Annotated in this window: 16 protein-coding genes and 1 tRNA gene; 11 read left to right on the forward strand and 6 right to left on the reverse strand. The window is 63.1% G+C overall.

Annotated features, from left to right (window positions below; all coding sequences use genetic code 11):
- The first annotated feature begins 531 nt into the window (after positions 1–531).
- A complete protein-coding gene (locus J1M86_RS12890; RefSeq protein WP_206510175.1) occupies positions 532–1281 on the forward strand; it encodes an MspA family porin in 750 nt (249 codons plus the stop codon).
- 165 nt (positions 1282–1446) lie between these two features.
- Positions 1447–1866: a hypothetical protein gene (locus tag J1M86_RS12895; RefSeq protein WP_206510176.1), complete on the forward strand. Its 420-nt coding sequence runs from the start codon at positions 1447–1449 to the stop codon at positions 1864–1866.
- A gap of 114 nt (positions 1867–1980) precedes the next feature.
- Here the strand turns inward: J1M86_RS12895 and mscL are convergent, their stop codons facing one another.
- Positions 1981–2457: a large conductance mechanosensitive channel protein MscL gene (gene mscL, locus J1M86_RS12900; RefSeq protein ID WP_075837250.1), complete on the reverse strand. Its 477-nt coding sequence runs from the start codon at positions 2455–2457 to the stop codon at positions 1981–1983.
- A gap of 251 nt (positions 2458–2708) precedes the next feature.
- Here mscL and J1M86_RS12905 point away from each other — a divergent pair, with 251 nt between their 5' ends.
- The 3 genes from J1M86_RS12905 to J1M86_RS12915 all read left to right on the forward strand — a co-directional run bounded on the left by J1M86_RS12905 (position 2709) and on the right by J1M86_RS12915 (position 4859).
- Entirely contained in the window at positions 2709–3395 is a 687-nt protein-coding gene (locus J1M86_RS12905; RefSeq protein WP_206510177.1) for an MspA family porin, read from the forward strand.
- Positions 3396–3464: 69 nt separating this feature from the next.
- Positions 3465–4190, forward strand: a complete 726-nt coding sequence (locus tag J1M86_RS12910) for an MspA family porin (protein ID WP_206510178.1) — start codon at positions 3465–3467, stop codon at positions 4188–4190.
- Between the two features lie 135 nt (positions 4191–4325).
- Positions 4326–4859 carry a hypothetical protein gene (locus J1M86_RS12915; protein WP_230558337.1) on the forward strand — a complete coding sequence of 178 codons (534 nt, stop codon included), beginning with the start codon at positions 4326–4328 and terminating at the stop codon, positions 4857–4859.
- 17 nt (positions 4860–4876) lie between these two features.
- Here J1M86_RS12915 and J1M86_RS12920 read toward each other — a convergent pair whose 3' ends face one another.
- From J1M86_RS12920 to J1M86_RS12930, 3 genes are all read right to left on the reverse strand, one after another.
- Entirely contained in the window at positions 4877–5551 is a 675-nt protein-coding gene (locus tag J1M86_RS12920; protein WP_075837369.1) for an SAF domain-containing protein, read from the reverse strand.
- Positions 5552–5642: 91 nt separating this feature from the next.
- Positions 5643–5975: an FmdB family zinc ribbon protein gene (locus J1M86_RS12925; protein WP_206510179.1), complete on the reverse strand. Its 333-nt coding sequence runs from the start codon at positions 5973–5975 to the stop codon at positions 5643–5645.
- Positions 5976–6150: 175 nt separating this feature from the next.
- Positions 6151–6759 (reverse strand): 5-formyltetrahydrofolate cyclo-ligase, encoded by a 609-nt coding sequence (locus J1M86_RS12930; RefSeq protein ID WP_206510180.1) that lies wholly within the window; start codon positions 6757–6759, stop codon positions 6151–6153.
- A gap of 67 nt (positions 6760–6826) precedes the next feature.
- Here J1M86_RS12930 and J1M86_RS12935 point away from each other — a divergent pair, with 67 nt between their 5' ends.
- The 6 genes from J1M86_RS12935 to J1M86_RS12960 all read left to right on the forward strand — a co-directional run bounded on the left by J1M86_RS12935 (position 6827) and on the right by J1M86_RS12960 (position 12407).
- Positions 6827–7783, forward strand: a complete 957-nt coding sequence (locus tag J1M86_RS12935) for a UTP--glucose-1-phosphate uridylyltransferase (RefSeq protein WP_206510181.1) — start codon at positions 6827–6829, stop codon at positions 7781–7783.
- A 46-nt stretch (positions 7784–7829) separates the two neighbouring features.
- Positions 7830–9089 carry a gephyrin-like molybdotransferase Glp gene (gene glp, locus J1M86_RS12940; RefSeq protein WP_206510182.1) on the forward strand — a complete coding sequence of 420 codons (1260 nt, stop codon included), beginning with the start codon at positions 7830–7832 and terminating at the stop codon, positions 9087–9089.
- A gap of 79 nt (positions 9090–9168) precedes the next feature.
- A complete protein-coding gene (locus J1M86_RS12945) occupies positions 9169–9816 on the forward strand; it encodes a GNAT family N-acetyltransferase (RefSeq protein ID WP_206510183.1) in 648 nt (215 codons plus the stop codon).
- A 140-nt stretch (positions 9817–9956) separates the two neighbouring features.
- Positions 9957–10802 carry a gephyrin-like molybdotransferase receptor GlpR gene (gene glpR, locus J1M86_RS12950; protein WP_206510184.1) on the forward strand — a complete coding sequence of 282 codons (846 nt, stop codon included), beginning with the start codon at positions 9957–9959 and terminating at the stop codon, positions 10800–10802.
- A gap of 78 nt (positions 10803–10880) precedes the next feature.
- Positions 10881–10956: transfer RNA gene (locus J1M86_RS12955), tRNA-Ala, on the forward strand.
- A gap of 53 nt (positions 10957–11009) precedes the next feature.
- Positions 11010–12407 carry a hypothetical protein gene (locus J1M86_RS12960; RefSeq protein ID WP_206510185.1) on the forward strand — a complete coding sequence of 466 codons (1398 nt, stop codon included), beginning with the start codon at positions 11010–11012 and terminating at the stop codon, positions 12405–12407.
- A gap of 108 nt (positions 12408–12515) precedes the next feature.
- On the opposite strand, the gene J1M86_RS26710 is transcribed toward J1M86_RS12960, so the two are convergent.
- Positions 12516–12644: a hypothetical protein gene (locus J1M86_RS26710; protein WP_268995365.1), complete on the reverse strand. Its 129-nt coding sequence runs from the start codon at positions 12642–12644 to the stop codon at positions 12516–12518.
- Positions 12645–12892: 248 nt separating this feature from the next.
- Positions 12893–13288 carry a multidrug efflux SMR transporter gene (locus tag J1M86_RS12965; RefSeq protein WP_206510186.1) on the reverse strand — a complete coding sequence of 132 codons (396 nt, stop codon included), beginning with the start codon at positions 13286–13288 and terminating at the stop codon, positions 12893–12895.
- Positions 13289–13316: the final 28 nt, after the last annotated feature.

Raw genomic sequence — 13316 nt, forward strand, 5'->3', positions numbered from 1 at the left:
TCTCGACATGGGGCCGAGTTGTTCGTGTTTCGTTTACGCACTGTTAGCCAATCCGGACGGACATCGCGTTGCCTTCGAGGGTCGATCTGCCGCCCATTCGGGTCATAACCTTCGGGGGTATCGCTACCCGTATACAAGGATCTGTGGAGAGTCCCCGCATTTCAGGGCGCATGTGCACCTCGGTGAGGTTTGTAACGAAATGAAAACGGCTGCGATAGCTGTGATCCGGGTTACCTGTCAGTATGGTGTGACTGGTGTTCACATGCATGAAACACATCACGATTCGGCCATGTACGACCGGCGATCGTAGGGATTGTCACGATCCTGCAACTCCTCTAATGTTGCCCTCAGCTTCCGGCACGAGAGCGTGGACCTTCACGCTCACTGCTCCTGTGTCGGGACTATCACGAACATGATCTGATGATCGGGTTCTGCTCGGGGATCCTCGGCAATGCTGCCGGTGTGACGCGAGGGTGAAAGCCACAAGCTTCCCGCGCAAATGCGCTGGGACTGAACATGATGAGGAATTAAATGACGGAGATCCAGAAGCCGCGGCGTAGCCGTGGACTGAAGTCCATGGGCGCCGCAGTTGTTGCCGGCGCTTCGGTTGTCGGCCTGGTGCTCGGTACGGGTACCGCGTCCGCAGCTGTAGACAGCACGAACTCGGTTGTGGATGCCAATGGCAACCTCATCACCGTGACGCTGTCCGACACGTTCCTCAACAGCGTTCCGCCGCTGGACGGCAACCCGCTCACTCGTGAGTGGTTCGCCAACGGCGTTGCAGGCTGGGAAGTTACCGGACCTGACGCCGACGACTTCGAGGGCACCGTCAAGATCGGCTACCAGGTCGGCTACCCGGCCAGCCTCGGTGGATCGCTCTCCATCGGTTGGGGAACCCCCAGCATCACTGCAGAAGCTGGCACCGGATTCTCGTTCGATCCCTTCAACCTTCCGGAGGGCGACATTGATCCCAGCCTTCCGATCGACGTTGGCATCGGAGCGGAGGCTCAGCTTATTCCTACCGCTGACTTCGAGGTCGCAATCGAGCCCGGCCCCGGCGTCGTGCAGTCGGAGAGCGCTTACGCGATCGTCGACGATTCCGCCGACATCACCGGCAGCGAGGGTGACGCAGAGGGCCCCAGCGGCACCATCCAGGTTGCAAACCTGCACGGCACCGCGACCGGCATCCTCGGCAACGTCCGCGTTCGCCCGTACGTCGCGGTCATCAGCTCCACCGGTGATGTTGCTGTCACCTACGGTGCACCGTGGACCTTCAACTGATCTCCATCAGTTGAGCTCGAGCTTCACCCAGTGCTGACGCGCTGACGCAATCGGGCCCGTCCGGAATATTCCGGGCGGGCCCGATTTGTGCGTCCCACCGACAGTTGACGATCCGAATTGCCGAGCCCCGCGGCTCCGGCCACGAGATAAGGCTGATTCAAGACGATGCGTTCCACTTTGATGTCCGCGGTGGCGATCACCGCGTTGATCGCGCTGACCGGGTGCAGCAGCGATTCCGACGGCGATGCCGCCAATGCTGACGCGTGCCAGCAATTCGGCGCCGCCCACGACCAACTGGCCGAGCTCACCGCAGCTGGACCTACGGACGGTGATGTCGAGCAGTGGACTGCAGACAAGGATGCCTCCATCGCCGAGATTCGATCGCTCGCAGGCACCGCCACCGATGATGTCCAGGTGCAGATTCAAGCGCTCGTCGATGCGCTCCCGGCCGACTCGCTCGAACTCACCGAAGCGGACAGCGAATCCGGCCAGGCGTTCGTCGACAACGCCGCCGCCGTAGCCTCGGCTTGCGAGAGCGACGGCACCACAATCACTCTGGCAGAATTCCCGCTACAGAGGTTCTAGACAAGTCGCGGTCGCGTCGTTCTCGGATCGATACCGCCGATCGCCCAAGACAGCGAAAAGCCCGTTTGCGCTGAGTATTCAGTGCAAACGGGCTTTTCGATGTTCGTCCGACTGTTACTTGCTGTGCTGCCCGCCGCCGGACTCGCCCAGGTCCGTGGGTGATTCACCGCTGCCACCGGTGTCGTCCGCCGGTGTCGAGAGCTTGCGTCCCACCTCGGTTCCACCCGCGAGAATGTCGCGGATCTGAACCAGAACGTCGACGTCGCTCAGCTCCTTTTCGGGCTGACTGACGAATCGCTTCTTGGCGGTGTTGACCGGAAGAATGAGGACGAAGTAGACGACTGCCGCGATGATGATGAAGTTGATGATCGCGGTGATGATCGCCCCGACGTTCACGAAAGTCTCGGGACTGGAGGTGATTTGAAAGCCCCAGCCGTACTCGTTCGATCCACCGAGGGCAGCGACCATCGGGTTGACGATGTTGGAGGTGAACGCGGTGACGATGGCGGTGAAAGCTGCGCCGACAACCACGGCGACGGCGAGATCGACGACGTTTCCTCGGAGGAGGAAGTCCTTGAAGCCTTTGAGCATGTGCCCTCCCGGGAGTCCGACGGATCTAGTGGTCGTGAGGAGAACGAGGCTAGCCGATTCGGTGCCCTTCGCAGAACCTCTCACACCCGGCTGCTCGCTGCAGTATGGCGCGTAACAGAAATTGACCGTTGCGAACGAAAGTTGTTACCCATTAATGGTGACGAAGAACAGATCGTCCCGTATTCTTCCCCAGGAATGAGTCTCGGTGTGTAAGTCGAGGCGGTCGGATTCACTGTTTTTTGAGGGGAACCATGAACGAGTCTCGCTTTCCCGGGCTGCCTCGCCTGTCCGGACTTCGCAGAATCGGTCGCATAGCTGCGCTCGGTGCAGCGGCATCGATGGCGGTAGGCCTGATGTCGGCCGGATCGGCCAACGCCGAAACCTTCGTCCCACTTGCTCCCGGTGAGAAGGTTGCGGGGCCGTACAAGATCGCGCACTTCGACGAATCTGCCAAGGTTGCACCGCAGATCGCGTTCAACGGACTCAACCGCAACGCCTGGGCCACCGGAACTGCGATGTCCGAGGTTCCCGAAGGCGCAGAAGGCACCCTGACAACCGGCTACCTCGTCGGCTGCCAGCTCGACATGGACGATTTGAGCTTCGGCCTGGACTTCGGTGCCGGTATCGAAGGTGGCAACACCAACATCATCACGCTGTTCCCCATTCCTTTCCTCATCGGCGGTGAAGGCGAGACCACCAACACCATCGGCGGCGGTGCCAGCTTCGAGGTACCACTGAAGGATCGCGAGGTTGCTGCAGTAGAAATCGCGTCCAAGGACGTCAGCGGACCGGTCACCGCGATTCAGTACCAGGATGTCGCTATCTCCGTTCAGAACTGCGGCGGATACGCACAGGCTCGCTCGTACACCACGCTCGAGCTCACCGGTGACTACCGCTACAAAGGCACCCTCTACGGCCAGCCCTTCAGCCTCGGCTGATCGCGCGTACGTCGACGATCTTCGCTGGACATTTTGACTTCGCAGGACCTTACGAGGGGAACAAAGACCGTGAAGAACAACAAGACTGCTGCGACACGCATCGCTGCACTCGGCGCAGCCGGCGCCATCGCACTCAGCTTCTGGTCCGCAGGCGCGGCGAGCGCAGACACCTTCGTCCCGCTCGCGGACAACGAGATCACCAAGACGCTGATCGACGGCACCGTCGTCACCGTCAAGGGATTCGGTCAGAGCGGCCTCATCTCGCCTTCGATGGGCGCAACGCCGACGCAGCGCAACGTGTGGGTCACCGGCAACTACACCGTCGAAACGTCCAACCCCGGTGGCGGTTCCATCGAGCCGGGCTTCTTGGTCGGCTGCCAGGTGGACTTCGCTGCCGGCATCAGCGGTGGCGTCGAAGGTTCGTTCGGCCAGGGCAACACGATCAGCGTCGACCCTGGTGACATATCCTCGCTCGAAATCACACGCACGCAGCCGAATACGTATGACATCGGCGCCGGCGTCAATCTGGATCTCGCGCCAGGTCAGCTCAACGACATCAAGCTCGTCGCCGACGAGACCGACGCCAAGATCGACGGCGTCACTGTCGCTACGGAGACCTCGAACGATTTCGACTTCTCGGGTAGCGGTGGCGGATTCACATACGCCGACGAGACGATCGGTGTCTCGGGTTGCGCCGGGTTCGCGGAAGCGCGCTCTTACGTCAACGTCACCATCGAAAACGATGCCGTGACGTCCACGGTGACCCTGTGGGGTCAGCCCTTCAGCATCGGCTGAGCAACGCACTAACCACCTCTGGCGGTGACGCGATCGACGGCGTCACCGCCAGAGGTGGTTACTTTGCGATTACACCAAGATTGTGAGTTGCTACAAAGTAGGTTCTTGTCGTCCAGGCACGTTACGATCAGTTTTATGGGCCGTCACAGAGCAGGGGATGCAGCGCCGTCCAGCGATTGGATCGAGCGCGTTCTCGGCAAGCGCCACCGACTCTCGCTATACCACGATCCCGAGGGTGCGCTTGCGAGCGAGTCGGCGTTGCTGCGGATGTACCCACACAAATCGGATGTGGAGGACTACGCCCACCGAGACGAGGCGTACCGAAACCTGGGGACCTCGGCGGCACTGCATGTAGTTCGCGATGTGTTCGCAGACTACGACTGCTATGTCCTGCGGCTCTCGGAGCAGCGGATCATCGAGCACCGTCCCATGCGATCGAATGATGCTCTGCACAGCGACGTGTTCATCGAAACGCACGAGATCGTCGACGGCGACGATGTCTTCAGCGTTCGTATCGTCTTCACTGACTCCATCGGCGCCCTGGTCTTCACCCATTTCGCCACGTTCGTCGGTCGAGTGGAGGCCCCCGCTGCCGCAAAGCCGGCCGAGGTTGTTCAGGGAGATTCCGGCACCCGTCAGCCCAACGAGGATGTAGCCGCAAGCAACTGACTCGCAGGCAACTGACTTCAGTGGAACGTCACCGTCAGGGCGCTCGTGAGTGATGCGGCCGCTACCGTCGTGGCGTCCTCAGGCGACATGGCTACGAGAACCACAGGGTCGGTGCCCCGTCGGCTGGAGTTCTCCGACGAAACCAGTATCACCACAGCCTTGCTCGCCAGCACCCGCGCGGCGCGGTCGTCATCTCCTTCGCCGACGGTCAGCACGTCGACTGTGTCGCCGGACCGCAACAGGTTCGTCACCCCGGCGTCGCTCAACCGCACCGGGACGATGCGCGCATCGGGCGCGTCGATCGCAGACTCCGCCAACCGGGACGACAACAGTCGAACGTCGGTGATGGGCTCGCCCGCGCGTACTGGACCCGCCACGGTGCGTGCGCCGATGTCGTCCAATGACTCCAGCGCGCCGTCGGGAACCGTGGTTGGGGAGAACTCCGCGATCCGCACGTCCTCGGACCCGAGCGTGGCGCCTGGGGTGAGATCGTGCGCTGCGACGAGAACGCGGACGTGATCGGTGGCGGCCGCATCCCGTGCGAACATCACCACGGCGGTCAGCGCGAGCGACGCTGCGGCCACGCGTCTGACAAGGATGGTCCTGCTCCAGCCGGGTCGGGCGAGGATCCGGTCCAGCACGGTGGCGTCGAGACGCGTCGATTTCTTGGGGGCAGGCGAGCTGAGCGGCATGTCGAGCACGCTATCGGCACACACGCGTCGCCGAAGCGCCGAACAGGCCCCGGCTGTGGATAGAACCGGGGCCTGTGGACGAACGGGAGAACTATGAGCTGGCGGCGGCCTTCGCTGGCGTCGGAGTCGAGGTGCTGGGCTTGGCAGAAGAGCTGCTCGAGGAGTCCTTCGAGGCGGTGGCTTCGGTCTTGACCGGAGCAGAATCGCTCTTGGACTCACCGGAGCTTTCGCTGACCGTGCTCGATCCGCTACGGCTGTCTGTCCGGTAGAATCCGCTGCCCTTGAATACGATCCCAACGGAGTTGAACAGCTTTCTCAGCTTGCCGGTGCACTGCGGGCACACGGTCAGCGAGTCTTCGCTGAACGACTGCACGATGTCGAACCGGTTGTCGCATTCGGTGCAGGCGTACGAATAGGTGGGCATCGATGGTTCCTCCGCGCTGGTCCACTGGTCACCAAGGAGATGTCGCCGGGGGGTGATGCTCGGTCGAGCGGCTTTCCCCCACGATTGGTGTGCCGAAAAACAGATGGTACTTTGCCGAACAAGACAGAGCATTAGCACTCTACATACACGACTGCCAACCTAGCCATTCGGGCATCTATTCCCGAGTCAACGCCACCGACCCCCTGTTCGGTGTCAATGCGTGCGAGGCGCGGCGATCGTGCTGTTCCTCGGGGAGTTCTTCGACCAATTCCCCGTCACGCACCACCGCGACAATCGGTATGCCCGGGACAACGAGATCCAGCGTCCGATCATAGAAACCGGCGCCCCTTCCCAGTCTCACACCGCGGAAATCGACCGCCAGAGCGGGGACGAACACCACCTCGCAGCGCGTGACGGACTCAGGGCCCAGAATCGGTCCCGTGGGCTCGGACAAACCATAGGGAGCCGCCCTCAGACTGCCGCGGCCTATGTACTCTGCCCAGTGCAAAGGCCCTGGTTCACGGGCTATGGGAACCAGGACCGTGGGGGATACCGACTTCAGTGCGTCGAGTAGATCGAGCGAGCCCGGCTCGCTGCCGACAGGGACGTACGCCGCCACAGCAGTCGCTCCGCGCGCCAGTTCGGCTGCGGCATGACACAGTTTCAGAGATTCCTCGGCGTGCACCACAGCGTCGACGGCGCGACGGCGAGTCAAGACACGGCTCCGCCACTCCTCCTTGGATATCGGGTTCACGGAATCACCAGCGTCATGAGTTTCGAGCATAAGCACCACGGGAAACAGACAGCACACGCGGAGTCGATCCGCAGCGAGCATGGATAGGGTGGGAAATATGTCAGATGTCGCAGTCGACGCTCCCGCGTCGGGGCCAGTACGTCAATTCCGGACGGCAATCGTTCCCGCGGCAGGGATGGGGACCCGCTTCCTGCCCGCGACCAAGACAGTTCCGAAGGAACTGCTTCCGGTCGTGGACACACCGGGAATCGAGCTCGTCGCGGGTGAGGCGGCCGATTCGGGTGCACAACGCCTCGTCATCGTCACCTCGCCCGGTAAGGACGGCGTCGTCGCCCACTTCGTCGAGGACCTCGTCCTCGAAAGCAAGCTCGAGGCCAGCGGCAAGCTGAAGATGCTCGCGAAGGTGCGGGTCGCGCCGGCGTTGCTCGACGTTCAATCGGTCATCCAGAAGGAGCCGCTCGGACTCGGCCACGCTGTGGCCTGCGCCGAGGAAGTCCTCGACGCGGACGAGGACGCGATCGCCGTTCTTCTTCCCGACGATCTGGTGCTTCCGCGCGGCGTCCTCGACGTGATGTCCCGGGTGCGGGCCAAGCGCGGCGGATCCGTCCTGTGTGCGTTCGAGGTTCCCGAGGAGGACGTCTCCGCATACGGGGTGTTCGAAGTGGAGACCGTCCCCGACGCCGTCAACCCCAACGTCCTCAAGGTCACCGGGATGGTCGAAAAGCCCAAGCGTGAGGATGCGCCGTCGTTGTTCGCCGCGGCCGGCCGCTACCTCCTCGACCGGGCCATCTTCGACGCGTTGCGACGCATCGAGCCGGGCGCGGGCGGCGAGCTCCAGCTCACCGACGCCATCGCTCTCCTCATCAAGGAGGGCCACCCGGTGCACGTGGTGGTACATCGTGGATCCCGACACGACCTCGGAAATCCCGGGGGATACCTCCGTGCTGCGGTTGACTTTGCACTCGAACGTGACGATTACGGTCCGCCGTTGCGTGAGTGGCTGACCGAACGTCTGAGCGACGATTGGGCTCCCCAGCTCACCCAGTACGAATAGGCCCTGGAGAAACAGGCCCGATGTGACCAGATAGAGGAAGGGCCAGATGCGCTCGGTTGAGGATCAGCAGACCAGGGTGACTGCCGCGGCAGTCGCGCCGCGGCCTGTGCGGGTCGCCATCTCGGAGGCGCAGGGTCTGCTCTGCGCCGAAGAGGTGGTCACCGAGCGCCCACTGCCCGGATTCGACCAGGCCGCGATCGATGGTTACGCCGTCCGCAGCGTCGACGTGTCCGAGGCGGGCACGGACATGCGCAACGAGGACGACGAACGCATCGAACTGACCTTGCCCGTCGTCGGCGAGGTCAGCGCCGGGTCGCGTCAGCCGATTCGGTTGCAGCCACGGCAGGCGGTGCGCGTCGACACGGGGGCTCCGCTCCCGACGTTGGCAGACGCCGTGCTTCCGCTCGACCGGACCGACGGCGGTCGCGCCCGCGTCAAGGTCTACCGGCCCGTCCGCTCCGGCGAATACGTGCGCAAGATCGGTGACGACGTGCAACCCGGTGACGTCGCGGTCCGGTCCGGCACCATCATCGGCGCCGCGCAGGTCGGTCTGCTCGCCGCCGTCGGGCGCGACAAGGTGCTCGTTCATCCGCGTCCGCGCCTGTCCGTCATTTCGGTCGGTGGGGAACTCGTCGACACCGACCGCACCCCTGGTCCCGGCCAGGTGTACGACGTCAACTCCTACTCACTCGCTGCCGCGGCACGTGACGCCGGAGCCGACGTCAACCGTGTGGGCATTGTCAGCACCGATCCGAAGCGACTGCGCGAGGTCGTCGAGGGTCAGCTGATCCGATCGGAGATCGTCGTCATCGCCGGAGCGGTCGGGGGCGGCGCCTCCGATGGAGTGCGCGAGGCGCTCTCCGACCTCGGCGACATCGAGGTCGAACGCGTGGCGATGCATCCAGGTTCGGTCCAGGGATTCGGTCAGCTCGGCCGCGACGAGGTGCCAACGTTCCTGTTGCCGGCAAACCCCGTGAGCGCGTTGGTGGTGTTCGAGGTGATGGTGCGTCCGCTCATCCGCATCGCCCTCGGACGCCGGCAGCCGATGCGGCGAACGGTTACCGCGCGCACCGTCGCCCCCATCACCTCCATCGCGGACCGTAAGGGCTTTCTCCGTGGCCAGTTGATGCGCGACGAGGACACGGGGGAGTACCTCGTGCAGGCCCTCGGCGGTGCGCCCGGTGCGTCCTCGCACTTGCTGGCCACACTCGCCGAGGCCAACTGCCTGGTCGTCATCGATCCGGAGGCCACCGAGATCCGCACCGGCGAAGAAGTAGAAGTCTCATTCCTCGCCCAGCGTGGGTAGGCGCTCCGCGCATGTGCGCGGAAATACATAGCCCGCTATGGATTTCCACGCACATGCGTGAAGCGCCTAATATCGACTGATGCCGCGCACGTGGTCGAGCCACCCTGGATGGCCGGCGAAACTTGGACCGCTGACCGTCGCCGCAGGGAACGTCAGGGTCCGTCCTGTTCGGTTGCGCGACGGCGCAGCCTGGAGTCGGCTCCGACTGGCCGATCGCGACTACCTCGAGCCGTGGGAGCCGACAGGGGAAGGATCGTGGGCGGCCCGCCACCATGTCACTGCCTGGCCCGCACTCTTGTCCGGGTTGAAGTCCGAGGCCCGTAAGGGGCACATGCTTCCGATGGCAATCGAGGTCGACGGCGATTTCTGTGGCCAGATCACCGTGGGCAACATCGTTCGCGGAGCGCTGCGGTCCGCCTGGATCGGTTACTGGGTCTCCAAGGAGCTCAACGGACGCGGTGTTGCGACCGCGGCCCTGGCGCTCGGTCTCGACCATTGCTTCGGTCCGGTCGGTCTGCACCGTGTCGAGGCGACCGTGCGTCCGGAAAACCTCGCGAGTCAAGCTGTACTGCGCCACGTGGGCTTTCGCGAAGAAGGCCTGCTCAAGGACTACCTCGACGTCAACGGCACCTGGCGCGACCACCTGCTGGTCGCGATGACGTCGAACGAGGTGCAGGTGACCGTTGCGGACCGGTTGGTGCGCACCGGCAGAGCTGCGTGGGCCTGACTCACCTCTCGAGACGGAAGTGACTCGAGTGACGTGTGTGTAATTCGGGTCGGCGCGTCTACCCGGATCGGCTTCGCCTTCCACATAGCCTGATCACGTCACCGATGTAACCGACTTGCCCGTGGAAGGAGAGCGCCGAGATGCCCAACTCGATCATTTGGATCGGACTGGTCGCCGTCTGGGTGTTCGTGCTGCTCCCGATGATGACGAGCAAGCGTCCACGCATCATGCAAACCTCCGACGCGGCCCTGGCCACCCGAGTGCTGCATCGCGGTGGAGTCAAGAGACCCAAACGCGGGCCCGCTGCCGGACATGCCAGTGACCCCGATTGGCGACCCGAATACGACGAGCGCGTATCGGCGCCCGCCAACATCGTCTTCGGACGCGAAGCACCGAACATCCGCGAGACATCGAACATCACGGCGGAGGACCCGATGGACACTCACGCACAGACCGACATCATCGACCGGGACGAGGCCGAGTGGGACGGGGAGGACGGGCGAGAGTCCGAGGCGACGCGTGACTACGTCCCCAACCGTCGCGGACGCGGAGGGTTCGACCCCGAGGCCGATGCCATCGCGCGGGCCGCGCGCTACTCGTTCCGTCAACGGGCGGTTCTGGCGCTGGTGTTCGCGGCCATCACCTCTGCTGCGCTGGCCGTCATCGTCACCGCGACGCTGTGGTGGGTGTGTGGCCTCGCCGTGGTCGGTCTCGCCTGCTACCTGTACTACCTGCGTCGTCAGGTCCAGATCGAGCAGGAGATCCGCCGCCGCCGGCTGACGCGCATGGGACGATCCCGGCTAGGCGTCGAATCCCGAACCGACGAGGAACTCAAACTGGTTCCGCAGCGACTGCGGCGCCCCGGAGCGGTGGTTCTCGAAATCGACGACGAGGATCCCGAGTTCGACCACCTCGACCACTACTCCGAGCCCTTCCAGCAGCCCGGACCCGTCCACGAGGACGTTCGACGAGCCTCGGGGGCCTGACGTTCGGCGAGCCCGTCGGCCTTTGCTAAGGTTGCCCAGCGGGTTCAGTTGGTTACAAGTTCGACGGGCTCGCAAGAAGGGGCTGTGGCGCAGTTGGTAGCGCGTCTCGTTCGCATCGAGAAGGTCAGGGGTTCGATTCCCCTCAGCTCCACCACGTTTTGACTTCGGCTCCGCAGCTTGTCGGTGGCAGTGACTAGATTCGGCCCTGTGGGGGTCGACATTCTGAGATATCTCGTTTTCTTCGTCGCGGTGCAGTACGTGCTGTTGCTGTTGGCATCAGGTCATGACGCCGTCAAATCGCCGCAGTGGGATAGACGATTTCGGGAGGCGGGCGCACTCGAGTTGTATCGGCGTGGCGTCTTTGCCCGCAAGAACACCCTTGACGAGCTGTCCGCACGGCAGAACATGGTCGGGAATGATCCACCCGGTGGCTATCGGGAGGATAACGGTGACACCTACGAGGTGATCGCGATCCTCCGCGGAAGCACGGATCGCGCTCGGATGGCCGCCGAACTGGATCGACGGAGATCATGGCTGCTGGGCGTTGCCCTCGAACGTCAGTTCCGTCGAGTGAGAAACGTGCACGACATCAAATGGGTCCATCGACTGTGGTTCGCCCAGAGGCTGCTCAGCAGTGCAGAAGTGTCTGTACGAGGGGCAATTTGGATGGTACCGCGAAGCATCGAGGTTGTCGGAAATTCGTTCGGTACCTTCGGCAAACACGTCAGCGTCTCCGCAGTGCTCGTCGGAGCGATCTGGTGGGGATTGTCGGCTGGGGACTCCGAGATGTCGGGTGTCGTCGCGTCACTCGCCGGCGCCGGATTGATCGGCGGAGTTCTGTATGCAGTTGGACGCGTCTGGTGGGCGGTGGTGGTCGCGAGATTCGGACTGCCCGAGACGTGGGAGCGGCGGGGAATTGTTCGAGGGCTTTGTGTGTTGGTCGCCCTCGGTGCGGCATTCGCGCTTGCAGTGTCAGGGACGTTTCAGCGGACGAACAACGCGTTGATGGGGCTGGTCGATCACCTCGAACCGATGGACGGCAGCAGGCCCGCGTACTGGCACGGAATCATTCTTCTTGGGGTCGTCGGCTGGGTCGTGCGCAACTGTGTACGCAGCGCCGCGAATCCTCTTCTGGTGACCAAGGATCGGCTGGGGTTCGTCATGACGGCGTTGATGCTCACCGGTGTTGGGGTCGCATGCGTGGGAATGGTCCTGAACGTTGATACAAGCGGGTTCGTGATCGCCGCAGGGTGTTTGGTAGGCGGTTCGTTCTGCGGCATCGGCGCGATGATCGCTTTCCTGACGGTCCGCGATCGGCTTCGTCGATATCGAGCTTTGGCAGCCGCTGGCTACACGGTGCCTCGAAAGGGGTTTCGCTGCTGGGCTCTTGTCACGTGGATCGTCGTGTTCGGAGCACTTCTCGCGTGGTCGGAGCTGACCACATCACGCCCCGGTTCGGCCACCTACGTCATCGAGCAATGGGCTGCGCTGGTTGTCATGCTGACATTGATGTCGAGTTTCGTCCCCGGTGTGATCGTGACGCATCTATACATCAGACGGATCGATCGACACTTTTCTAGCTTGTCGATTCACGGTCTGGCGTAGGGGCCTGATCGCGGTGTCAGTCGCCGATCGGCCGTAGCGGCCGGGCGGGATTGCCGACGTAGACGGTGTCGGGTTCACAGTCCTTCGTCACGCAAGAATTTGCTCCAACTACAACACCATTGCCGATGGTGCCCCTGGCATGATCGTTGCGCCTGAGCCGATATAGGAACCGTCTCCGATTGTCACCGGCGCGGCGGTGAGCGTCGACGCCCGCGCGGCCGACAATCCGGTAGACATCCTTGCCTTCGTCTGAACAGAGTCTCTGGTTACGCATCACTGCACCTCCCTGACGCAGAAGCTTGAGGGTGGTGCCGTTCGCGAGACCTATCCGGGTGCTGAGCTCGTTCGACGATGTTCCAGAGTCGTAGGTCCGGACCAACGCAGGGAGGTCGTCGGCGCTCACGTGGTGCTTGCGACGTCGCGGTGCGACCGGTGTTGGCACAGCTCAAGTGGTGGTTCCGCGAGCCGCCGAAACTGTTCGATGGTCATTGTAGAAGCTTCGGGCTGTCGGCCAGCTTGAGCCAGATGACTCCGCCGATGATGACCGTGAGCCACAGTGCGCGGCTGAGGGTCAGAGTTTCGTCGAAGAACACTGGCCCGAAAACGGCCGCCCCGACTGCTCCGATACCAGCCCAGACGGCGTACCCGATTCCGACGTCGATGGACTTCAAGGCGACGCTGAGTGCGAACAGTGTAAGGAGAAAGAAGACGGCTGCCGAGAGGGACCAGGTGAGGACGGTGAATCCTTCGCTGCCGTTGACGCTGAGCGCATAGCCGATCTCGAATACCCCGGCGAGCAGGAGGATGAGCCAGGGCACGGTTTTTTCTGGAGTGCTTGCTGAGGGTGTGTAGCTGGTTGCGACGTTCGGTGTTGCTTGCATGGCTGTTTCCTTTCGAATCGGAGGGTGA

It is taken from the genome of Rhodococcus sp. KRD197 (assembly GCF_017168235.1).
Classification (GTDB): domain Bacteria; phylum Actinomycetota; class Actinomycetes; order Mycobacteriales; family Mycobacteriaceae; genus Rhodococcoides.

Coding starts and splice junctions, on each gene's coding strand:
- J1M86_RS12890 (WP_206510175.1), top strand. CDS start 532: ATGACGGAGATCCAGAAGCCGCGGCGTAGCCGTGGACTGAAGTCCATG.
- J1M86_RS12895 (WP_206510176.1), top strand. CDS start 1,447: ATGCGTTCCACTTTGATGTCCGCGGTGGCGATCACCGCGTTGATCGCG.
- mscL (WP_075837250.1), bottom strand. CDS start 2,457: ATGCTCAAAGGCTTCAAGGACTTCCTCCTCCGAGGAAACGTCGTCGAT.
- J1M86_RS12905 (WP_206510177.1), top strand. CDS start 2,709: ATGAACGAGTCTCGCTTTCCCGGGCTGCCTCGCCTGTCCGGACTTCGC.
- J1M86_RS12915 (WP_230558337.1), top strand. CDS start 4,326: ATGGGCCGTCACAGAGCAGGGGATGCAGCGCCGTCCAGCGATTGGATC.
- J1M86_RS12920 (WP_075837369.1), bottom strand. CDS start 5,551: ATGCCGCTCAGCTCGCCTGCCCCCAAGAAATCGACGCGTCTCGACGCC.
- J1M86_RS12925 (WP_206510179.1), bottom strand. CDS start 5,975: ATGCCCACCTATTCGTACGCCTGCACCGAATGCGACAACCGGTTCGAC.
- J1M86_RS12930 (WP_206510180.1), bottom strand. CDS start 6,759: ATGCTCGAAACTCATGACGCTGGTGATTCCGTGAACCCGATATCCAAG.
- J1M86_RS12935 (WP_206510181.1), top strand. CDS start 6,827: ATGTCAGATGTCGCAGTCGACGCTCCCGCGTCGGGGCCAGTACGTCAA.
- glp (WP_206510182.1), top strand. CDS start 7,830: ATGCGCTCGGTTGAGGATCAGCAGACCAGGGTGACTGCCGCGGCAGTC.
- J1M86_RS12945 (WP_206510183.1), top strand. CDS start 9,169: ATGCCGCGCACGTGGTCGAGCCACCCTGGATGGCCGGCGAAACTTGGA.
- glpR (WP_206510184.1), top strand. CDS start 9,957: ATGCCCAACTCGATCATTTGGATCGGACTGGTCGCCGTCTGGGTGTTC.
- J1M86_RS26710 (WP_268995365.1), bottom strand. CDS start 12,644: ATGTCTACCGGATTGTCGGCCGCGCGGGCGTCGACGCTCACCGCCGCG.
- J1M86_RS12965 (WP_206510186.1), bottom strand. CDS start 13,288: ATGCAAGCAACACCGAACGTCGCAACCAGCTACACACCCTCAGCAAGC.